The sequence below is a fragment of the Nonomuraea sp. JJY05 genome (assembly GCF_043496855.1).
In the GTDB taxonomy this organism is placed as follows: Bacteria; Actinomycetota; Actinomycetes; order Streptosporangiales; family Streptosporangiaceae; genus Nonomuraea.
The window spans coordinates 157,618-178,295 of the sequence record NZ_JBIEIS010000026.1; the positions used below are offsets into that span (position 1 = coordinate 157,618).

General features: G+C 68.4%; 19 protein-coding genes and 1 pseudogene. 13 read left to right on the forward strand and 7 right to left on the reverse strand.

Annotated features, from left to right (window positions below):
• Positions 1 to 71 precede the first annotated feature (71 nt).
• From ACFKCF_RS35695 to ACFKCF_RS35715, 5 genes are read right to left on the reverse strand one after another with little or no spacing between them, the layout of a single operon-like run.
• A complete protein-coding gene (locus ACFKCF_RS35695) occupies positions 72 to 1,802 on the reverse strand; it encodes a beta-galactosidase family protein (protein WP_394499697.1) in 1,731 nt (576 codons plus the stop codon).
• On the reverse strand, positions 1,799 to 2,665 hold the full coding sequence (locus ACFKCF_RS35700) for a carbohydrate ABC transporter permease (protein WP_394499698.1): 867 nt from the start codon (positions 2,663 to 2,665) through the stop codon (positions 1,799 to 1,801). The genes ACFKCF_RS35695 and ACFKCF_RS35700 overlap by 4 nt, the downstream gene beginning before the upstream one ends.
• Positions 2,662 to 3,543: a carbohydrate ABC transporter permease gene (locus ACFKCF_RS35705; protein ID WP_394499699.1), complete on the reverse strand. Its 882-nt coding sequence runs from the start codon at positions 3,541 to 3,543 to the stop codon at positions 2,662 to 2,664. Before ACFKCF_RS35705 ends, ACFKCF_RS35700 begins: the two co-directional genes overlap by 4 nt.
• The gene (locus tag ACFKCF_RS35710; protein WP_394499700.1) at positions 3,540 to 4,784 is read right to left on the reverse strand and encodes an ABC transporter substrate-binding protein; all 1,245 of its coding nucleotides are present in this window, start codon (positions 4,782 to 4,784) and stop codon (positions 3,540 to 3,542) included. Before ACFKCF_RS35710 ends, ACFKCF_RS35705 begins: the two co-directional genes overlap by 4 nt.
• Position 4,785: 1 nt before the next feature.
• Positions 4,786 to 6,048: a Gfo/Idh/MocA family protein gene (locus tag ACFKCF_RS35715; RefSeq protein WP_394499701.1), complete on the reverse strand. Its 1,263-nt coding sequence runs from the start codon at positions 6,046 to 6,048 to the stop codon at positions 4,786 to 4,788.
• Positions 6,049 to 6,127: 79 nt separating this feature from the next.
• On the opposite strand from ACFKCF_RS35715, the gene ACFKCF_RS35720 reads away from it, so the two are divergent.
• Positions 6,128 to 7,279: an ROK family protein gene (locus tag ACFKCF_RS35720; RefSeq protein ID WP_394499702.1), complete on the forward strand. Its 1,152-nt coding sequence runs from the start codon at positions 6,128 to 6,130 to the stop codon at positions 7,277 to 7,279.
• Between the two features lie 48 nt (positions 7,280 to 7,327).
• Here ACFKCF_RS35720 and ACFKCF_RS35725 read toward each other — a convergent pair whose 3' ends face one another.
• Positions 7,328 to 10,315: a glycoside hydrolase domain-containing protein gene (locus ACFKCF_RS35725; protein ID WP_394499703.1), complete on the reverse strand. Its 2,988-nt coding sequence runs from the start codon at positions 10,313 to 10,315 to the stop codon at positions 7,328 to 7,330.
• A 376-nt stretch (positions 10,316 to 10,691) separates the two neighbouring features.
• Between ACFKCF_RS35725 and ACFKCF_RS35730 the strand changes: the two genes are divergently transcribed.
• The 12 genes and pseudogenes from ACFKCF_RS35730 (at position 10,692) to ACFKCF_RS35785 (ending at position 20,291) form a co-directional block, all read left to right on the forward strand.
• A complete protein-coding gene (locus ACFKCF_RS35730) occupies positions 10,692 to 11,171 on the forward strand; it encodes a DUF1360 domain-containing protein (protein WP_394499704.1) in 480 nt (159 codons plus the stop codon).
• Positions 11,172 to 11,608: 437 nt separating this feature from the next.
• Complete coding sequence (gene ctaD, locus ACFKCF_RS35735) at positions 11,609 to 13,306, forward strand: cytochrome c oxidase subunit I (protein ID WP_394499705.1); 1,698 nt, start codon at positions 11,609 to 11,611, stop codon at positions 13,304 to 13,306.
• Positions 13,307 to 13,383: 77 nt separating this feature from the next.
• Positions 13,384 to 13,803, forward strand: a complete 420-nt coding sequence (locus ACFKCF_RS35740; protein WP_394499706.1) for a DUF3040 domain-containing protein — start codon at positions 13,384 to 13,386, stop codon at positions 13,801 to 13,803.
• Positions 13,804 to 14,067: 264 nt separating this feature from the next.
• Entirely contained in the window at positions 14,068 to 15,459 is a 1,392-nt protein-coding gene (locus ACFKCF_RS35745; protein ID WP_394499707.1) for a sensor histidine kinase, read from the forward strand.
• Positions 15,460 to 15,665: 206 nt separating this feature from the next.
• On the forward strand, positions 15,666 to 16,139 hold the full coding sequence (locus ACFKCF_RS35750; RefSeq protein WP_394499708.1) for an isoamylase early set domain-containing protein: 474 nt from the start codon (positions 15,666 to 15,668) through the stop codon (positions 16,137 to 16,139).
• A gap of 129 nt (positions 16,140 to 16,268) precedes the next feature.
• Complete coding sequence (locus ACFKCF_RS35755) at positions 16,269 to 16,583, forward strand: STAS domain-containing protein (RefSeq protein ID WP_394499709.1); 315 nt, start codon at positions 16,269 to 16,271, stop codon at positions 16,581 to 16,583.
• A gap of 68 nt (positions 16,584 to 16,651) precedes the next feature.
• Positions 16,652 to 16,810, forward strand: coding sequence for a hypothetical protein (locus tag ACFKCF_RS35760; RefSeq protein ID WP_394499710.1), 159 nt, complete (start codon positions 16,652 to 16,654; stop codon positions 16,808 to 16,810).
• Between the two features lie 10 nt (positions 16,811 to 16,820).
• Positions 16,821 to 17,003: pseudogene (locus ACFKCF_RS35765) on the forward strand (response regulator transcription factor); the annotation flags it as partial.
• A 270-nt stretch (positions 17,004 to 17,273) separates the two neighbouring features.
• A complete protein-coding gene (locus ACFKCF_RS35770; protein WP_394499711.1) occupies positions 17,274 to 18,401 on the forward strand; it encodes a glutamate--cysteine ligase in 1,128 nt (375 codons plus the stop codon).
• 83 nt (positions 18,402 to 18,484) lie between these two features.
• Complete coding sequence (locus tag ACFKCF_RS35775; protein WP_394499712.1) at positions 18,485 to 19,369, forward strand: iron-containing redox enzyme family protein; 885 nt, start codon at positions 18,485 to 18,487, stop codon at positions 19,367 to 19,369.
• A 9-nt stretch (positions 19,370 to 19,378) separates the two neighbouring features.
• Positions 19,379 to 20,059: a HemK2/MTQ2 family protein methyltransferase gene (locus tag ACFKCF_RS35780; protein WP_394499713.1), complete on the forward strand. Its 681-nt coding sequence runs from the start codon at positions 19,379 to 19,381 to the stop codon at positions 20,057 to 20,059.
• A gap of 34 nt (positions 20,060 to 20,093) precedes the next feature.
• On the forward strand, positions 20,094 to 20,291 hold the full coding sequence (locus ACFKCF_RS35785) for a CDGSH iron-sulfur domain-containing protein (RefSeq protein ID WP_394499714.1): 198 nt from the start codon (positions 20,094 to 20,096) through the stop codon (positions 20,289 to 20,291).
• A 78-nt stretch (positions 20,292 to 20,369) separates the two neighbouring features.
• Here the strand turns inward: ACFKCF_RS35785 and ACFKCF_RS35790 are convergent, their stop codons facing one another.
• Complete coding sequence (locus ACFKCF_RS35790; protein ID WP_394499715.1) at positions 20,370 to 20,570, reverse strand: glycoside hydrolase family 3 C-terminal domain-containing protein; 201 nt, start codon at positions 20,568 to 20,570, stop codon at positions 20,370 to 20,372.
• Between the last annotated feature and the right edge of the window lie 108 nt (positions 20,571 to 20,678).

The following is a 20,678-nucleotide window of genomic DNA, read 5'->3' on the forward strand; positions in this document are numbered from 1 at the left end:
GCACAGCGTGCCCACGGTCCGTTCCACCTGCGCCCTCGTCCTGCGCTGGTCCCGGAGAATCCGTGCATGGGCTACCGGCGCGTCGAGGGCCGGGCGCGGAGCTGTAGCAGGGAGCCCACCTGGTCCAATTCCAGGTGGATGATCTCGTTGGTGCCCGTTCTGAGCAGGGGCGCCGGGACGTACAGGGTCTGCTGAGGTCCTTGCTTCCAGTAGCGGCCCAGCAGGACGCCGTTGATCCAGACGTATCCCTTGCCCCAGCCGGGCAGAGCGAGGAACGCGTCCGCGGGCGTCGCCACCTCGAGTGCGGTGCGGAAGAACGAGAGCGGTTCGCTCGTCGTTCCCGGCTGGAATTGCAGGCGCGACACGTCCTCCAGCGCGATCGGCCGCGCTGTGTATCCGTGCACGTATCCCTGGTGGTGCAGGACGCCGCCGAGGATGCCCTTGCGTTCGCCGAGCAGCGGGCCGTAGTTCGTCCGTCCCATTGACTCCACGATGATCTCCAGGCTGGCGTGCCCGGTCGCGAGCAGGACGGGGGGGTCGGCGTCCCGCTCGACGACGCCCGCGAGGCGGCCGTCGACGAAGACGTGCGCGCGGTCGCGCACGTCGCGCAGGGTGAGCGGGTACGGTCCGCGCGGTCCGGGAACGGTCGCCCGGTACAGCACCAGGCCGTGGTCCAGCCCCAGGTCCTCGAACGTCGGCGGCGTGGGCGCGGTGGTCTCCGGCCGCGCGATGGCGTCCAGTGCCTCGTGCAGCCGCACGGAATGCGCAGGTCGTAGCGTGGCGGGAGGCAGCGTGGCGGGCTCGGGGGGTACGTCGGGGAGCTCGTCGCTGTAGCGGGAGAGCACGTCCCGGAATAGCCAGTACTTCTCGGTGGGCGCGCCGCGCTCGTCGATGGGCGCGTCGTAGTCGTAGGAGGTCACTGTGGGCCGCCATGGTCCGGCGCTGTCGTCGCCGGTGCGGTTGGCGCCTGACCACGTGCCGAAGCTGGTCCCCCCGTGCGCCATGTACAGGTTCACCGACGCCCCCGCGGCCAGGATCCGCTCCAGGACGTCCGCGGCGTCCCGCGGGTCGCGGGTGACGTGGGGGTGCCCCCAGTGGTCGAACCAGCCGCACCAGAACTCCATGCAGAACAGCGGGTCGTACGGCCGGTGGGCGCGCAGCGCGGCGAAGGCCTGCTCAGGGTCGGAGCCGAAGTTCACCGTGGCGAGCACGCCGTCGATCGTGCCACCGGTCAGGCAGTGGTCGGACGGCCCGTCGGAGGTGAACAGGGGCACCTCGATGCCGCGGTTGATCAGGCCGTCCGCCAGGTGGCGCAGGTAGGCCTGGTCGCTGCCGTAGGAGCCGTACTCGTTCTCCACCTGGACCATGATCACGTTGCCGCCGTGGGTGACCTGGCGCTCGGCCACCTGGGGGATCAGCCGGTCGAAGTAACGGTCGACGTGGGCCAGGTAGCCGGGGTCGCTGGTGCGGAGGGCGCCGGTGAGCCAGGTGGGCAGCCCGCCGTTGTCCCATTCGGCGCAGATGTACGGCCCGGGCCGCACGATCGCCAGGAGCCCTTCGGCCGCCGCCGCGTCGAGGAACGAGCCCAGGTCGTCCAGGCGCCGGAAGTCTCCCGGCCGAGGCTCGTGCAGGTTCCACGGTACGTACGTCTCGACCGTGTTGAGTCCCATCGCGCGCACCATGGCGAGCCGGTGCTTCCACTGCGCGGGGTGCACGCGGAAGTAGTGCAGTGCGCCCGACAGCACCCTGAACTCGGCGCCGCCCAGCCGGAATGAGCCGTCGTCGACGGAGAACGCGGTCATCGGCTGATCCCGGCGGTCATGCCGTCGACGATGCGGCGGCCCAGCCAGAGGTAGAGCACGATCATGGGATAGACCAGGATCACGATGCCGGCGAACATGCCGCCCCAGTCGGAGCTGTACTGCATGCTGCTGTACAGCCCGAGGAGCGCGGCGGGCAGGTTGCGTTCCTCGGGGAGCGGGGCGATCAGCAGGGCGAGCAGGGTCTCGTTCCACAGGCCCATGACGTTGAGCACGAACACGGTGGTCAGGCCCGGCCTGGCGACGGGCATGATGACCTGCGCGAACGCGCGAAGCGGACCGGCGCCGTCGATCTCGGCCGCCTCCTCGATCTCGTGCGGCAGCGAGCGCATGTACCCGGTGAGCACGAACACCGCGAAGGGCACCGACAGCGCCACCTGGAAGACCAGCAAGGTGATGCGGTTGTCCCACCAGCCGGTGACCCAGTCCTCCATGAAGGTGAAGACCGACAGTTTGATCACCACGATCGGCACCAGGATCGTCTGGATCGGGATGCTCAGCCCGATCGCGAAGTAGTTGATCGTGTGGCCGGCGACGCGCCGGCTGGAGCGCGCCAGCACATAGGCGGCGGGGGCGGAGATCGCCACGATCAGCACGGACCCGAACAGGGTCAGCACCACGCTGTTCATGGCCGCGGCGGAGAACTCCGCCGCCTGCCACGCCGAGCTGAAGTTGTCCCAGCGCGGGGTCTTCGGCAGGCCGAACGGATCCAGCCACACCTCGCCCGAAGCCTTCAGCGACTGGATGCCCACCCAGGCGACCAGGGCGAGGTTGAAGGCCACCCAGGCCCACAACGCGACGGCCGTGGCCCGGGGCAGCAGGATGTCCCCGAACAGACGTCTCATGACAGCTCCACTCGGTCACGTCTGGTGATGCGCCTGGTCAGCACGATCAGCACGGCCGTCACGACGAGCGTCATCACGCCCATGGCCGCCGCGCTCCCGAGCTCCGGCAGGCCGGCGCCCTTCACCACGATGTACTGCTGCACCGCGATCGTGCGGGCGGGGATCGGTGGCGCGGCGGCGGTCCCCGCGGTGGTGAAGGCCAGCACGATGTCGAAGATCTTCAGGCTGCCGACCACCCAGAGTACGGCGGCCACGGCGAAGACGTCCCAGGTCAGCGGCAGTGTGATGTGCCGGAACTGCTCCCATTTGGTGGCCCCGATGAGCTGGGCGTCCTCGTAGACGTGCATGGGGATGGCGTCGGCCGCCGACATCATCAGCGCGACGTAGAAGCCGGTGCTCGACCACACCAGGCCGCCCACGATGCAGCGGAACACCATGTCGGGGCCGAGCCATGGCTGCGGGTCGAGGCCGATCCACTCCAGCACGGTGTTGACCGCGCCCTCGGGATTGAGCAGGAAGCCCACCGCCGCGCCGATCGCGATGATCGAGATGACCATCGGCAGGAAGACGACGGCCCGGATGAAGGCTCGCCCCTTGAGCTGCCGGAGCACGACCATGGACACGAAGGTGGCGCCGAAGATCAGGGCGCCGCCGACGATCGCCATCACGAAGGTGTTGGTGAAGGCCATGGTGAACACGTCGTTGTGCAGCAGCGCCACATAGTTGTCCAGCCCGCGCCAGGTCATCTCCGAGCCGGGTCCCGACCATCTGGTGAAGCCGACCCAGATTCCGAAGAGCGAGGGCGCGACGAACAGCAGGGTGTAGACCAGGAGCGCGGGCAGGAGGAAGGGCCAGAAGGCCCGTTCGTACGCTTTCACCCGTTCGCCAGGTGATCGGCTGTCCGCTTCTTGCCGTCGCGGACGAACGTGGCCGCGTCGATCTTGCCGGACAGGAGCTTGTCGCTCAGCGGCAGGAACATGTCGCCCCACCAGGTCTTGTCGGCGCCCGCGTAGTCGTAGCTCAGGTGCGTCTCCTTGGCCTCCAGCACCGCCTTCTGCACGTCCGCCATGTGCGCGGGCGCGGGCACGTCACCGCGCGAGGAGATGTTCAGCGCCTCGGTGGAGAACCTCTCCATGTACTTCTTCTGCAGCGCGAAGGCCAGGAACTTCTTGGCCGTGGCGACGTTCTTGCCCTTGGCGTTCACACCCCAGCCGAGGGTTCCCACCTCGATGGACTTCTTGCCGCCCGCGGGGATCTGGAACGAGGCGACCTTGAAGCCCTGAGCCAGCTGGGGCTGGACCTCGCTGGCCAGCCAGGTGCCGTTGAGGTTCAGGTCGTACGTGCCCGCCGCCCAGGCGTTCTGCGCGGCGGGGAACTTGGTCGCCATGAAGTCCCGCTGGAAGTAGCCGCCCTTGGCGAGCTGCTCGACCTTCCTCGCCGCGTCGAGCACCTGGGGCTTGTCCCAGTTGGCCGGGTCCTTGGCCAGCTCGGCGAGGCTTCCCGCGCCGTTGGCGCCGACCAGCAGGCTGTAGAACCAGTACACGTTGTAGAAGGCGATGGTGCCGTCCTGGCCGATCGGGGTACGGCCGGCCTTCTTGGACTCGTCGAGGAAGGCGATGAACTCCTCCCAGGTCTGCGGGTTCAGCCCGGGATGCTTGGCCGCGTCGTACCAGACGGCGGTGGAGATGATCGTGTGCGGGACGAAGGCCAGGCCGTTCTTGCCGGAGGAGGCCCGCCGTACGGGCTCGGGGAGCACCTCCTTGACCGTTTTTCCCTCGCCAGGGACCTGCGCGCTCTCCACGTCGGCCATCGGGCCGACGATCTGCTGGGCGGTCAGGGTGTCGATGTCGCCGGTGGTGGTGTCGAACAGGTCGGGGCCCTGGCCGGAGGCCATCTCGGCGTTGAGGTTCTCGTTGCCGGTGCGGCCGACGAACTTCACATCGACCTTGGTGCCCGTCTCCTTGGCGAAGTCGTCGAAGATCGTCTTGATGATCTTCGCCTGGGGTTCCGCCGCGCCCCAGGACGAGCGGTAGGACAGCGACTGCTGGGCGGGCTCGCCGCTGTTCTTCTTGCCGCAGGCGGCCACGCCGAGGGCGCCGATCAGGAGGACTGCCGTCAATTTACGCATGGTGGGGGGCCTTTTCTATCGAGACGACGGTACGGGTGTGCCTGGCCTGTTCCGCGGCCCAGACCACCCGGTGCGTGGCGAGGCTGGCTTGCGCGTCGGTCGAGACCAGGGCCGGATTGTTGTCGCGGACGGCGGTGAGGAACGCCTCCATCAGCGCCCCGTCGCCCCCTCCGTGCCCGGAGGCGGCCGAGGCGTCCGCTCCGGCGAGGGCGTCGATCACCGACACCTCGTCGGTGAGGAAGTCGTGGACGCGCAGCGTCTCGCCGTCGCACTCGATCGAGCCGTGCGTGCCGAAGATCCTGGTCTTCCTGTGCTCGAGCGCGCCGAACGCGGTCACGGTGCAGGTGGCGCTCGTCCCGTCGGCGAACTCCATGATCACCACCTGGCTGTCGACCACGTCGTTGTCGCAGGCGTAGACGCATCTGCCGTACGGGCCCTCGCGCAGGGCCGTGAGCACGCCCTCCTCCGTGAAGTCGCGGGTGATCGCGCCCAGCGGCCAGACGTGCCGGGCCGGATCGGCGAGGCCCTCCATGTACAACCGCGGGGCCGAGTAGGGGCAGGTGGGCTCTATCGAGCAGTCCAGGCATCGGTCGGCGGCCCGGGCGGGCTGGTTCTGCTTGGTGAAGTGGACGAGGTTGCCGAACGAGGAAACCCGCTCTGGCAACTCGCCCTTGATGTGCACGATCCAATCGAGATCATGGCAGGCCTTGGCGAGTAGCATCGGGGCCGACTCCGCCTCGTTCCGCCAGTTCCCCCGCACGAAGGAGTGTGCCTGGTGCCACCAGCCGACCTGCTCCAAGTGCTGGATGTTCATGATCCGGCCGATCCTGCCCTCGTCCAGGAGCTGCTTGAGCCGGGTGGTGTAGGGCGCGTACCGCAGCACATGGCAGACCGCAAGGATCACGCCGTTGCGGTCGGCGGCCTCGGCGATGGCTGCCGCGTCCTCCTCCGTCGGCGCCATCGGCTTCTCCAGCAGGATGTGGTAGCCCAGGTCGGCCGCGCGTACGGCGGGCTGGAGGTGCAGGCGGTCCTGCGTGGCCACGATCACCGCGTCGGCCAGCCGCTCGCCGGCCAGCAGATCCCGCCAGTCGGCGAAGGCGCGCTCGGCCGGGATGGCGTGCTCGGCCGCGAACTCCGCCCGCCGGGCCGGGTCGGGCTCGGCGACGGCCACGACCTCGGCCCACCCGCCTTCGCGCGCCAGCCTGGCGTAACCGGCGCCGCGCAGGCCCGCTCCGATGACGGCAAGAGTGACCATCCGCATCCCCTATAGTTCAGTACATACTAATGAAGGATGTTTTTATTTCTGTGGCCTAGCATCTGTCAAGGGGGCAAGCGTGACAATCCGCGGCGGCGACACCTCCCGGCTTCGCCGGATCAATCTGGTGACGACGCTCCGCACGGTCCGGTCGCGGGGGCCGCTCGGACTGACCGACCTCGCCAAGGAGGCCGCGCTCTCCAGGCCGACCGTCGAGGGCCTGGTCGAGGAGCTGCTGGCGGCCGGCTGGCTCAGGGAACTGCCGCCGGAGAGCGGCCAGATGGGGCGGCCGGCCAGGTTGTTCGGCTTCCACGCGACCGGCGGCCACGTGCTCGGGGTCGACATCGGCTCCTACACCATCCGGGCCGGCGTCGCCGACCTGGAGGGCACGGTCGTGGCCGCGCACGACGAGCAGATCGCCGCCACCGCCGGCCGGGCCGAGCGGCTGGCCTGCCTCAGGACGGCGATCGCGGGCGCGCTGGAGGCTGCCGGGCTGAGCGCCGAGCGCATCGCCGCCGTCTGCGTGGGCACCACCGGCGTGGTGACCGCCGAGGGCGTGGTGAAGCTGTCGGTCGCCCTTCCTGAGTGGACCGGCCTCGATCTGGCGGGCGAACTGCGTACGAGCTTCGAGTGCCCCGTGCTGGTCGAGAACGACTGCAACCTGGCCGCGCTCGCCGAGCGGTGGCGTGGCCAGGCCTGCAGCGTCGACGACGTGGTGTTCGTGCTGTCCGGCGTGCGTACGGGCGCGGGCATCGTGGTCGGCGGCGAGCTGCTCAAAGGAGCCAGGGGCGGCGCGGGCGAGATCGGCGCGCTGCCCCTGGTCGGCTGGCACCGAGCGCCCGTCCATCTGACCGGCTTCCAGGGGCTGCCGCCCGGCACTGCGCCACGGGACGCCGCCGCCCAGGTCTTCGCCGCGGCCCGGTCCGGCGACCCGGCCGCGCAGTGGGCGGTCGATCAGTACGCGCGCGACCTGGCCGAAGGCATCGCCGCGCTGGTGCTGACCGTGGATCCCGAGCTGGTGGTCATCGGAGGTGGCGTCTCCCGCGCGGGCGACGTGCTGCTCGCGCCGGTGCGCCGGCACCTGGACCCGTTCTGCCTCGAACCTCCCGTGGTGACGATCTCCGATCTGGGGGAGCAGGCCGTGGTCCTGGGGGCGGTGCGGCGCGCGCTCGATCACGTCGACGCCCGTCTCTACGACTTCGACGCTCCCCTCCCGAAGCCGTCCTCTTGACGCTCGGCGCCCGTCGCCTGAGGGAGGCGACGGGCGCCGAGCCGGTGGCTACCCGGTCTGGCCGCTCGTCGCCGTACGCCGAGCCGGCAGGTTGTAGAGCTCCAGCTCGTAGACGGCGTACATGCTCCAGCGGGTGTAGTTCGCGTCGTTGATCCTCAGGCGCAGCCTCTTGACGCCTTGCAGGTCGGGAAGATCGGCGACCGAATACTCCATGACCCCGTCGTCATCGTCATGCGTCCACCGGAACGAAACGCCCTGCGCGGCGGTCGTCCAGCCGGTGCCGTCGGCCGAGACCTCGACGTCGACGTCGGTCAGGCCCTGCGGAATGCCGCCACGGGTCGCGACCACGAGCGTGTTGAACGCCTTCGGCTCGTTCCAGTCCAGCACGATCTCGTGCGGGAACGGGTTCGCGTCGGTGTAGCCCTGCTTGGCGGCGAACATCGTGCCGTATTCGCCGTCGACCATCTTCTGCGGGCCATATTGAACGCCGCCGTCGCCATCACGGGCCGCCGAAGCCGACACCGCCGAACGGCTCCGGGCGATGTTGGCGTCCGCCGTGTTCACCGCGCCCTTCACAAGCGTGAGCTCATAGGTCTTCGCGGTCTTGCCGTCGCTCGCCAGCGCGCGGATGTCGATCTTGTTCTTGCCGTCCGCCACCTCGACGTCGACGGTCGCGCCATTGGCGACGGGCCTGCCGCCGACGGTGATCGTGCCGCCGGCGTCGGTCAGCGTCGGGGTCAGGCCGACGGTGTTCTTTCCCCGGTCGACGAGCAGCGCGTAGTCACCGCGATGCCCCTCGAAGGTGAATTCCGAGACGTTGGTGAGCTTGAGGTCCTTCAACGTCGCGTCGAAGTGCTGCTGCCCAGGCGCGAGCTGTACGCGGAATCCGTCGAACCGCACCTCTTTGTTCTCGAGGTTGGTGATCTGGATTTCGTGCTTGCCCGGTCTCAACCCGGTCTTTCGATACGCGGTGAAGCGGTCGTACTGGACCGCCTCGTAGAGATCGATCACTGTCGCCGGCCCGCCGTCGACCGACACGGACACCTTTCCTGTTGTCGTGTTCTTCTCGAAGAACGCGTCGATACCGGTGCCGTCGAACTCGTAGGTCGCCTTGTCACCGGCGGTCTTGCTGATGTGGACGCTGCCGAGGTAGGCGGACTGCCGCTGTCGCGGCGCCCATCCCGCGGAATAGGTGATGCCGTCATCGGTGCTGTCGAGCAGGAAGGTGCGCGGGATGTCCTGCCCCTCATACGGGCTGGTCGGCTCGGGAATCGCGCCCACAGGCTCGCCCGCGGCCGCCCGCACGATGTAGCCGTGCAGAGCGTCGAGATAGGCCGGGTCGAGGGTGTAACGGCGCGGGTCCTCCGGACTGATCGCGCTGTCGACGATCCGCTGCGCCAAGGACGGATTGCGCTTCTTCAGGATGTGGAGCAGCTCGTAGTCCTCAAGACCGTCGCGCTGCGCCTCAAGACGCAGGCTGCTCTTCACCGTCAAATTGGCCTTGTCGGGATAGACGATGTAGGAGTCGCCCTTCCAGGGGCCCACGTACCACGCGTTCCACGCCCAGTGCAGATGACCCGTCACGCCCTCGCGCTCAAGGTCCCAGTACAGCATGCGGCCGGTCATCGTCGGCTGCGTCCAGAACCGGTTGAGCCACGGGGGAGTGTTGACCTCGCACGTGTAGACCCACAGCTCCTGACCCGCGGCCTGCTGTGCCTTGTAGCCGGCCTTCTTGCGCTCGAACGCCGGCGTCATCGGGACCCAGGTGTCGACATAGGGCTTGGTCTTGTCGTCGAGCAGGATGCCGTCCGGGTCGGCGTCCATGGTCCGGAACTCGGAGCCGATCTCGGCGTTGATCTCCTTGATCTTGCGCGCGACGTAGGTCCAGAGATTGCGCTGGTCGGCGGCGATGGGCTCGTCACGAATGTGCTGGTACCACGTCAGGCCCTTGGTCCAGCCCTTGCTTTTCAGGTGCTGGTGCAGCGCCGTCAGATAGTTCGTCAGGAAGGCGTCCGTGGCCGGCAGGCTGTCCGGCAGTTTGGTGTTCCAGCTGTCGTCGGGCTTCTCGTTGTCCGGCATCTTGTTCAGCGCGTGAATGAGATGCTGGTTGGCGAAGTTGGTGATCCCGTGCCGCTTGAACGTCTCGACGTAGCGGTCGAAGTTCGTCCAGTCGATGTCGCCGGGAATCCCCTTGACGAACTCCGACAGCTCCGTGCCGGTGGACTGCAGGAACAGGTCGGTGCGGAGCCAGACCATGTTGGTGCGATATTCGGCGAGCTTGCTCGCGAACTCGTCCATGAGGCGGAACCACGCGTCGCTGTAGGTGTCGACGCCGTAGTAATACTTGCCGACGTCGTAGGCCTGGCTCGCTTGACCGTTCCAGCTGAAGCCGTCCCAGGTGAAACCGTTCGTCATCGTCCACTGGTAGTTGGTGAACGGTGACTTGTCGATCGCGGGGACCTCGACGTCGTGCACGCTGAACTGGATCGGGACCGAGTAGTCGCCGAGAGTCGTCTCGACCGTCGCCGTTCCGCGGTAGGTGCCCGCCTTCGTGCCACGTGGCACGAAGCCGGTCACGAAGACGGGCTGGGTCTGGCCGGCCTCGACCCAGGTCGCCCGGTCGTTGGACAGCGGGTCCGGCATGGCCGACTCGGGATAGAGCAGGTCGCCCTCGCGGTCGGGGAAGAACGGGTTCGCCGCGACCTTGCTGTCGTCCTTGTAGGCGACGAAGCGGTAGCTCAGGTTGGCCCCCGCGATCGGCCGCCTGCCGCCCGCGGTCAGATTGCCGAATCGGACGCGCTTGATGCGCAGCCGTTCTTTCGCGCGCACGGCGATCTGCGCGCTCTCATACTCACCGCGGGCGGCTACGAGGTTGATGGAGGTGGTGGGACTCTGCGGGGCCGTCGTCGTGCGATAGACGGTCTTCTGCGGGCTCTCGACCCATAGCTGTGCAGCGTACGAACCGGCCATGGCGGCCGGGGCGAAGGGTGCGAGCAGGAGAGTAACGCAGAGTAAGAGGATGGCTCGACGTCGCATGGCCACTTATCATGGGTTCTTGTGTAAGTCTGGGTCAAGGGGTGTGCCGCCGGGCAGTTTGTGTAGGTCAGTACGGCGAGCACCGGAACGGTCACCGCCGACGCCTTGAGCGGCTCGGCCCGGTCCAGCAGCTCATCGCTGATCAGCAGGCCGGACATCCCGAAGATCGGACCCACCAGCCGGCCCTCGTCATACGCCTCGACCAGCCGATCCTCCGGCGCGGAGCTGATGCGCTCGAGCGTGTCAAGGATGGCGCCAGTCACCGCGTGGCCGTGACTGCTGATGTGATCGGCCTACCAACCGAGCGTCAAGTGGACGTGGCATGTGGGTGATCCCGCCCCCTTGGGGGGTAGCGGCAAACCCCATGACGGGAATTTTGGATGAGACCGAACGCACCTACGAAGGCGATCACGACCGGCCGCTCGGCAAGTACGCCGGCATCCTCGGCGCGTACGGCGGCACGGTCGCCCTGGCCGCCGCCGTCGCCGCGCTGGCCGGACGGCGCGTTCCCGACCGCGTCGGCGTGATGGACCTGCTGCTCATGGCGGCCTGCACGCACAAAGTGTCACGGCTGCTTGCCAAGGACCCCGTCACCAGTCCCATCCGCGCGCCCTTCACCCGGTACGAGGGTGAGAGCGGGCCTTCGGAGGTGCAGGAGGCGCCGCGCGGCGCCGTGGGCGAGCTGATCGCCTGCCCGTTCTGCCTTTCCCAGTGGGTGGCCACCGGGTACGCCGCCGGACTGGTGCTCGCGCCCAAGGCCACCAGGCTCGTGGGCGCGACCATGACCGCGGTGGCGATCTCCGACTGGCTGCAGCTCGCCTACGCCAAACTGATGAAGTCGGCGGAGGCGTCCTAGCGGACCCTGGTGACGCCGTCGTCGACGACCGCAGCGAGGAACGCTACGAGTTCACCCAACCGCGCGGCCATACCCCCGCGGCCGAGCGCCGGAGCATGGCCCTCGGCGTAGGCTCGCCGGATCGGCGCCCGTGAATGATCCATGGGCCGCACTTGCCCAGCCAGTCGATCGCCTGCCTGGCGCCACCAGCCCAGAAGGGGCCGACCGCTGCCGGCTCGGCGCGAGGCGGCAGCTGAGCCGGGGGCATGGGGTGGCGATCATTCGAACCACGCCAAGACCGAGCGATCCCCGAAGTCACGCGCAGGCGGTCGGCATGGAGCCAAAGGACAAGGGTAGGTCCGGGTACAACAGTGGCTGCCGGGCACTGCTGTGACAGGCCTTCTCCCCGCCGGCGTGCACATCACATCGGTCGGATCGGCGGGGGGCAGTTCGTGGCCATGGATAGATCGCGCTTGGAAGAGCCGTTGACGTCTGTGGCTCCGGTCCGTGCGCGCCGCCCTGGTGAGGTGATAGCCGGCTGGCTGTCGTCGACCGATCACAAGGTGATCGGTTACCTGTATCTGATCGCCTCTTTCCTTTTCTTCGCGCTGGCCGGGATCATGGCGCTGGTCATTCGCGCCGAGTTGGTCCAGCCCGGCATGGACCTGGTGAGTCAGCAAACGTACAACCAGCTGTTCACCATGCACGGCACGATCATGATGCTGCTGTTCGCCACCCCGCTGTTCGCCGGGTTCGCCAACGTCATCATGCCCTTGCAGATCGGCGCACCCGACGTCGCCTTTCCCCGGCTGAACGCGGTCAGCTTCTGGCTGTTCCTGTTCGGTGGGATCATCACGGTCAGTGGCTTCTTCTCCGACGGTGGCGCGGCCGACTTCGGCTGGTTCGCCTACACGCCGCTGTCGTACTCCACCTTCAGCCCGAGCGTCGGCGGCGACCTGTGGATCATGGGGCTGGCGCTGTCCGGACTGGGTACCATCCTCGGCTCGGTCAACTTCTTCACCACCATCGTCTGCATGCGCGCGCCCGGCCTGACGATGTTCCGGATGCCGATCTTCACCTGGAACGTCCTGCTGACCAGCATGCTCGTGCTGATGGCGTTCCCCGTGCTGGCCGCGGCGCTGCTCGTGCTGGAGTCGGACCGCAAGCTGGGCACCCAGGTCTTCCACAGCGAGAACGGCGGCGCCCTGATCTGGCAGCACCTGTTCTGGTTCTTCGGCCACCCCGAGGTCTACATCATCGCCTTGCCGTTCTTCGGCATCATCACGGAGGTCATTCCCGTCTTCAGCCGCAAACCCGTTTTCGGCTACGTCGGCCTCGTCGGCGCCACCATCGCCATCGCCGGGCTGTCGATGACCGTGTGGGCCCACCACATGTTCCCCACCGGTCAGGTCCTGCTGCCGTTCTTCTCGTTCATGACGTTCCTCATCGCGGTGCCGACCGGGGTGAAGTTCTTCAACTGGGTCGGCACCATGTGGCGGGGGTTTCTGACGTTCGAGTCGCCCATGATGTTCTCCATCGGATTCCTCATCACGTTCCTGCTCGGAGGCCTGACCGGGATGATCCTCGGATCACCTCCACTGGATTTCCACGTCACCGACACCTATTTCGTGGTCGCCCACTTCCATTACGTCGTGTTCGGCACCGTGGTGTTCGCCATGTTCGCCGGGTTCTATTTCTGGTGGCCGAAGATGACCGGCAAGATGCTCAACGACCGGCTCGGCAAGTGGCATTTCTGGACCCTGTTCATCGGCTTTCACACCACGTTCCTGGTGCAGCACTGGCTGGGCGTGGTGGGCATGCCCAGGCGGTACGCCGACTACAGTGCCGCCGACGGCTTCACCGACCTGCACCAGATCTCCTCGGCGGGAGCGCTGCTGCTCGGCGTCTCCACGCTGCCCTTCCTGTTCAACGTCTGGCACACCGCGCGATACGCCCCACGGGTCGCCCTGGACGACCCGTGGGGGTACGGCAACTCGCTGGAGTGGGCGACGTCATGTCCGCCGCCTCGGCACAACTTCACGTACCTGCCGCCCATCCGCTCCGAGCGGCCCGCCTTCGACCTGCACTACCCGCACTCATCACACGGGGAACCGCAAGATCTCGACGACGACGGCGAGAGCGGCAGGACGTCATGACCAACCGGTCAACGTCTCCATGCTGTCGCACCGTGTCCGCCCGTAAGGGCGCCACGGCGCTGTTGCGGTGTTGAGCGATGGATTCAGCCGAGCGCGAGCACCGCCTCCTGAAGGAGATCGAGCAGAACCTCCGCCAGCAAGACCGCGCCTTCGCCTCGCGCATGGACGCGCTGAACACCGCCTCCGCCAGACAGGGGCCGCAACGCTTCGCCTGTCACACCACGCGCCACGAGCTCGTAGGCGTGTTCCTCGCCGTCGTCATCCTGACCGCGCTGTCGATGCTCCTCATCCTCACCGTCGGCCGCACTCACATCCCACCGGCCACACCGGTGGACACAGCAGTATCAGGGAACAGCACATTCGCCTTCGTCTCCGAACTCACGGCCGGGCTCTCGGCGGGCAGGATCGACGCGCGCAGGGTCGATGGCGTCCACCCATGTCAGGAACCGGCAGCGTGGCAGGGTGTCGCGTTTGAGCGGCTCCCACCAGGTCTCTGAGGTCTACCGGCGCTCCGACCTGGTTGCCCACGCCAAGGGGCAAACGAGGGGTTTTCACGTGGCGGGCAGGCGCGCCCTCAGGCCGATGACATACCCACCCGTGCCAGGTGATCAACCGTCAGCCGGGCGATGTGTCCCATGCCATGGGATGGGAGTCTCATGCGTCGGTGCTGACGTTTGCCACCTTTTGGTTGTCGCTCTGCCGTGAACCGGTAAGGAACAAAGGGGGTATCGCGGTGTCTCTGATCAGAGGGGGTGATCAGAGTGAGCTGGTGGCATCGTTATTCGATCAGGTGCCGCCTGGCCGTGGTGGCCGGCGCCGTCACGGCGCTGCTGTGCACCGCCATGGCGGTGTTCATCGTGGTGATGGGACGGCAGGCGGCTGTCGACTACCGGACCGATCAGCTCTTCGCCGGCGCCGTGAACGTTGGCGCTCAGATGCGCCACAGCGTCCCCGATCTGCACGAGAGCGGTCCAGGGCAGGCGATCCAGGTGTTCAACCCGATCGGCATCATGGTCACGGCCACCCGCGACATGGCGGGCAAGCCGCCGATGACCAACCTGCGCCCGGATCCCGACGCCTACGCCACCACCACCTCCTGCGACACAAGGGTCTTCCCCGACCGTTGCATGATCGTGCTCGCCTACCCCTTCCACCGCGAGGACGGCGTCTGGCAGCTGAACATGGCCGTTCCCGACGTCCCCTGGTACGTCGACTCAGAGCTGATCGTCCCACTCGCCGTCGGCTGCGTGCTGCTGGTCGCGGTGGCTGCGGCCGGAAGCTACCGGATCGTGGGCAAGACGCTGCAGCCGGTGGACGCCATCAGCGGCAACCTGGCCCACATCACTACGTCTGGCGATCTACGTCACCGGGTGCCCATGCCGAAATACCGCGACGAGCTGCGGACCCTGGCCGAGACCGCGAACCGGGCCTTGGCACGCGCCCAGATGGCGGTGGATCAGCAGCTCCGCTTCGCCTCCGACGCCTCCCACGACCTGCGCAGCCCCCTGACCGCCATGCGTGTCCGCATCGAGGAGGCGCTGATCGACCCGCACCAGGCCGACTGGCAACGTACCGCCGACGCGCTCCTGGACAGCGTGGAACGCATGCAGGCCCTCATCTGCGACCTGCTCCAGGAAGCGCGGCTGGACGCCGGCGTCACCCGTCGCCACGAGCCGATCGATTTCACCGAACTGGTCGCCGGCGACCTGGAGCGCCGCATCGCCAAGACCGACCTGCGCCACCGCCTCACGCCCGGCGTCATGGTGGACGGCTCACGGATCGAGCTGTCCCGGCTGCTGAACAACCTGCTGGACAACGCCGAACGGCATGCCACCTCCGCCGTCACCGTCACCCTGACGCTGGAAGCCGGCGTCGTGACGCTGGAGGTGAGGGACGACGGCGAAGGGATCGCCCCCGAGCACCGGGAAGCTATCTTCCAGCGCTTCACCCGCCTTGAAGCCTCCCGCGCCCGCGACCCCGGCGGCACCGGGCTCGGGCTGCCGATCGCCCGGCAGATCGCCCAAGCCCACGGCGGGACCCTGACCGCTCGGGACAGTCCCCGCGGGGCCCGGTTCGTGCTGCGTCTGCCCGAGCGCGCCACGCCCCGGCCACCATCGGGGTCAGCAGATCGGGGAGCGCCTCGGGATCTCTGATCGTGGAGACCGCCATTGCCCGAGGCCGGCCCGAATCAAGAGCAACCCTGACTTCGGTGTCCGCGAACAGCCGCCGACGGCACGTGGTTGCCGGACCTTCCGGTCATCTCTGTGCGTAAAGCGACCGGCATGTACAGATCAAGACGTGCTCGTCCGGCGTCGCGGTGAATTGGCCGTATCGGCGCCGTGGACGTGCAATGAGTGCGATGACGCACCTCGTGCCCCGGGCCCTGCCGCCAGGACATCGTGCCGAGCCCGGCATGGGGGCATGGGTGCGCCACTCGACGAGGGGAGCAAATGCCGTGATCAGACAGGGAGAGCCGACCGAGGACGGGCTGGTCGACGTCACCTTCACGCTGCCTGCCGACATTCCCGGGCACATCTCGGTGGTCGGGGATTTCAACCACTGGGATCCCTACGCCCATCCCATGCGGCGCAGCCAGTACGGTGCCCACACCGCCGTGATCGCTCTGCCGCAGGGCACCAGCATCTGCTTCCGCTACCTGGCCGAAGGCGGACTCTGGCTGGACGATCCGGACGCCGACGCCCGTGACGAGCATGGCTGCATCGTGCATGTGCCGGCCGCCGCCGGCGGGAAAGGGAAGGACAGGCCAGGCGGCGCCGCGCTGAACGGCCACCGGTCCCGCGCCGCCGCGCCCCGAGGAAATGCCACGACGTGAACGCCCACCGCGAGGCCGGGCAGATGCGCACCGAATGGTCAGGAGTGCCAGGGCGTAGTGTGTCAAGAGGTGTGGCAACTCGTGAGGGGCTGCTCCGTTACGTGGACCACATCAACGGAGGGGTTTTCGATGAACACACTGGACCTGCGTCTGGTCGTCCATGCCCCCGCCGGCGATCTGATTCTGGACGGTGACCTCGACCTGCCCTCTTCGCCGCTTCTGCAACCACTCGTGGACACCGCCCTGGAGAAGGGCTGCACGTGTCTCACCGTCGACACCGCCGGCCTCCATTTCTGCGACTCCACCGGGCTGCAGGCCTTGCTTCAGGCGCAGGGCCGTCTTGTCGCCGCAGGCGGCAGCATGAAGCTGGCCCATGTGCACGGCATGTTGCGCAGGGTCTTGGACGTGACGGGTCTGTCGAAGGCTTTCACGACCTCTCAGTGACCGGCATCGGACGTTCTCGCCGCGAGGGTGCCCACCGCTCCACTGTGCCGAGCCTGGGGGTGGCCGCGATGTGGTCGGGACTGAACGCCCGGCCGTTGACGGTCCACAGGCTCATGCCGTGCCGTTCCGCGCCGCCGCGCTGCTGGGCGGGCCACCTGTCGGTGAGCTCGTGGCCCGGCACCGGGTTCCGCGTCGAGGCGTCGCTGCCGCTGGAGGCGCCGAGATGATCCGGTCGCGCTGGTCGACGATCAGGAGCTGATGCGCGCGGGGCTGCGGGCGCTGCTGGAACGCGCCCCGGACATCGTCGTCGTCGGCGAGGCCGCGGACGGCCTGGCGGGATACGCGCTGGCGGTCGCGGAGCGGCCTGAAGTCGTGCTCATGGACGTTCGCATGCCGGGGGTCGACGGGATCGAGGCGACCCGCGGATCGTGGCCGACGAGGCTCCCCGGTGAGCGGCCCTGCCGGGAACGCGCTCCGCTGACACACCTCCGTCCATCTTGCCGAAATGCGGAGGATGCGGGGGATCGGGAAGGCGCCAAGCGGCTTGCGCGCGCCCTCACGTCCCCGCCGTAGCCGGATCCGGTGGATCGAGGCATGTCGGGCGTCTGCCGGGTAGGGGATTGGGTCAGCTGCGCCGCAGCTCAGGGGTCTCGAGCGTATCTCCTGTGGCGCTGTCTGCGAAGGGGTGAGATGGCGAGGACCGTCGGTGTGGAAGAGGAATTCCTGCTGGTGGACGCGGGCTCCGCGGAGCCTGCCGCGCTGGCGGGGAAGGTCCTCAGTGCGGCCGGTGAGCATCCGTGGCGGCGTAAGGGCGGCGGCTTGCACAGGGAGCTGTTCCAGACGCAGGTCGAGGCGGCCACCGGGACCTGCACGACGCTCGCCGAACTGCGCAGCCACTTGCAGGGCGCCCGCGTTCTGCTGGCGGCCGCCGCTCGCGACGAGGGGCTGGAGCTGGTCTCGGTGGGTACGCCGATGCCGGCCGGTGCTGCCCCGGCCCTGTCGGAGGGGGAGCGGTTCACGCGGATCGGGGAGATGTACGCAGGCGTGATCGCCGACTACCAGAGCTGCGGGTGCCACGTGCACGTCGGCGTGGCGGATCGTGAGATGGCCGTCGCCGTGATGAACCACCTGCGTCCCTGGCTGCCCACGCTGCTGGCACTGTCGGCCAACTCGCCGTTCGACGGGGGCCGCGACACCGGGTACGCGAGCTGGCGGATGGTGCAGCAGTCGCGCTTCCCGGGTTCGGGGGTGCCGCCGTGGTTCGACTCGGCCGCCGCATATGAGCGGCAGGTGGATCGCCTGGTCGACTGCGGCGTACTGGTGGACCAGGGGATGTCGTTCTGGCTGGCCAGACCGGGCGTCGGGTTGCCGACCGTGGAGGTGCGCGCCGCCGACGCGGTTGGTACGACCGACGAGGCGGTGCTGCAAGCGGCGCTGACCAGGGGCCTGGTCAGCACGGCCGAGGCCGCTCTGCGGGCGGGGCGGGAGGCGCCGAGGGTGCACGAGCAGGTGTGCGCCGCGGCGGTGTGGAACGCGGCGCGCCACGGGTTGGACGGGCCGGGGGTCGACGTGTTCGAGGGGCGCGCCGTGCCCGCCGTACGGCTGCTTGACCGGCTGGTCGGGCACGTGAGCGGCGCCCTGGCCGACAGCGGCGACCTGGCCGAGGTCGAGGATCTGGTGGCCCGGGTACGGCGGATGGGCACGGGCGCCGAGCGGCAGCGCCGCGCCGCCGTGAGAGGGCCGAGGGCGGTGCTGGAGATGCTGAGCAGCCAGACCGTGTGGGAGCAGCCGCGGCGGACGTACAGGGAGAGCGCATGAAAGAGCCGAACCTACCCCCAGCCCGTGGACCGCTGTCGGCAGGGGTGATTTCGGCACTGACCTGCGGAGAACCGGCGCCACGGGTGGGCAGGGCCGACCCGCTCGGGGACGACCTGCAGCTCGCGTTGTATCTCTGCTACGAGCTGCACTATCGCGGGTTCGCCGGCGTCAGCGGCGAGCGGGAGTGGGACCCTGAGCTGTTGCGGATGCGTGGCGAGCTGGAGAGGTTGTTCCTGGCGGCGCTCAAGGGCGGGACCGCCGGGGGCGACGACGTGATCGCGGTGCTGGAGGAGCTGCTGGTCGAGCCGATCGACGCGCGGGGGGTTTCGCACCATCTGTGCGACGACGGCGAGTTGTGGCAGGTGCGGGAGTACATCGTCCACCGGTCGATCTACCACCTCAAGGAGGCCGACCCGCACGCCTGGGCCATTCCCCGGCTGCAGGGCAGGGCGAAGGCCTCGCTGGTGGCGGTGGAGTTCGACGAGTTCGGCGGCGGGCGGGCCGAGCGCATGCACGCCCAGTTGTTCGCCGACCTGATGGACGAGCTCGGACTCGACTCCTCCTACGGGGCCTACCTGGAGGTGGCGCCCGCCGAGATGCTGGCCGTCGTGAACATGATGTCGCTCTTCGGCCTGCATCGCAGCCTGCGCGGAGCACTGGTCGGGCACTTCGCGGCGGCCGAGATCACCACCGCGCCCAGCGCCAGGCGGATGGCCCAGGGCTTGACCCGGCTGGGCGTCGATCCGCTGTTCTTCACCGAGCACATCGAGGCCGACGCCGTCCACGAGCAGGTGCTGCGCCGTGACGTCATCGGTGACCTGCTGCGTCGGGAGCCCGGGCTGGCAGCTGACGTGGTCTTCGGCGTGCAGGCGACGGACTGGCTGGAGGGGCGGTTCGGCGAGCTGGTGCTGGGCCGCTGGCAGTCCGGCCGCAGTTCGCTGCTGTTTCCGGTATCCGATTTACGGTAGGTGGTGGCGATGTTCCTGCTGAGACCGCCAGGCGTTTACCGGCCACAGGGCGATACAACGCTGTTGGCCGCCGCGTTCCGGCTGATCCAGCTCCCCCGGGGAGCCAGGGTGCTCGACGTGGGCACCGGGACCGGTGTGATGGCCGTGGTCGCCGCGCAGCGGGACGGCGTCCGGGTGACCGCCGTCGACCGGTCGCTGCGCGCGGTGCTGGCCGCCAGGTTCAACACGTTGATCCGGGGGCTCGAGGTACGGGTGGTGCACGGCGACCTGTTCGCGCCGCTGGCCGGGGAGGTGTTCGACCTCATCGTGACGAATCCTCCTTACGTACCGGGCAATGCCGTGCCGCCACCCGCCCACGGCAGGGCGCGGGCCTGGGACGGAGGGCTGGACGGGCGCCGGATTCTCGACCGCATCTGCTGGCTGGCACCCGCGCACCTGGCGGATGGCGGATCGCTGCTGATGGTGCATTCGGCGCTCAGCGATGTCGAGGCGTCGTTGCGCCGGCTTGGCGAGGCGGGGTTGACCGCGTGGGTGGTGGCCAGGCAACGGGAGCGTTTCGGGCCTGTCATGCGGGCGAGGGAGGAGAGCCTCAGGGCCCAGGGGCTGCTGCAACCGGGGCACAACGACGAGGAACTGGTGGTCATCCGTGCAGACAAATCCGAATCCGCCACGGGGCGGCAAGCAGCCTGAGGCGCGCAGGGTCACGATGGTGCCCGGCGGGCCCATGCTGGTAGAGGGGCCGGTCGAGGTCCTTCTGGAAGACGGCTCGGTGGTCACGTCCGACCGGTTCCTGGTGGCGTTGTGCGTCTGCAGGCGCAGCCGCAGGTTCCCGTTCTGCGACACCAGCCATCGACGCCGCACCCGCCTCGGGACCGAGGCAACTCCGCCTGCGTCCGCCGACCCGCCGCGTACCGCTTCATAACCGGGACCGGGGCAAGTTGCTCATCTCAGGCGGTTGAGCCGAAGCGGAACGCCGCGAGCCGAATGTCGCCGCGCAGGTTCACCCGCAGATCATGGACGCGAACTCCGTGTAGGAGAGCCCGTGGCCGAAGGGGTACAGCGGAGCGGCTTGGTGGTACTGGTAGGCCCAGCCCGCCTTGATGATGTCGTAGTCCAGGGGGCGCGCAAGCTCGTCGTCGCCGCGGTACCAGGTCTGCGGCAACCGCCCGCCCGGTTCGGCCTCGCCTAGGCCGTGTTTCATAAGGATCTTTGGGGCTTGCGGCGTGTCGATGATCGTGAAAAGTAGAGGTCTCCGGTAGTTGGTTCAACGACCAAGAAGAGCCAAGTACCGGAGACCTCGTGGCCAGCG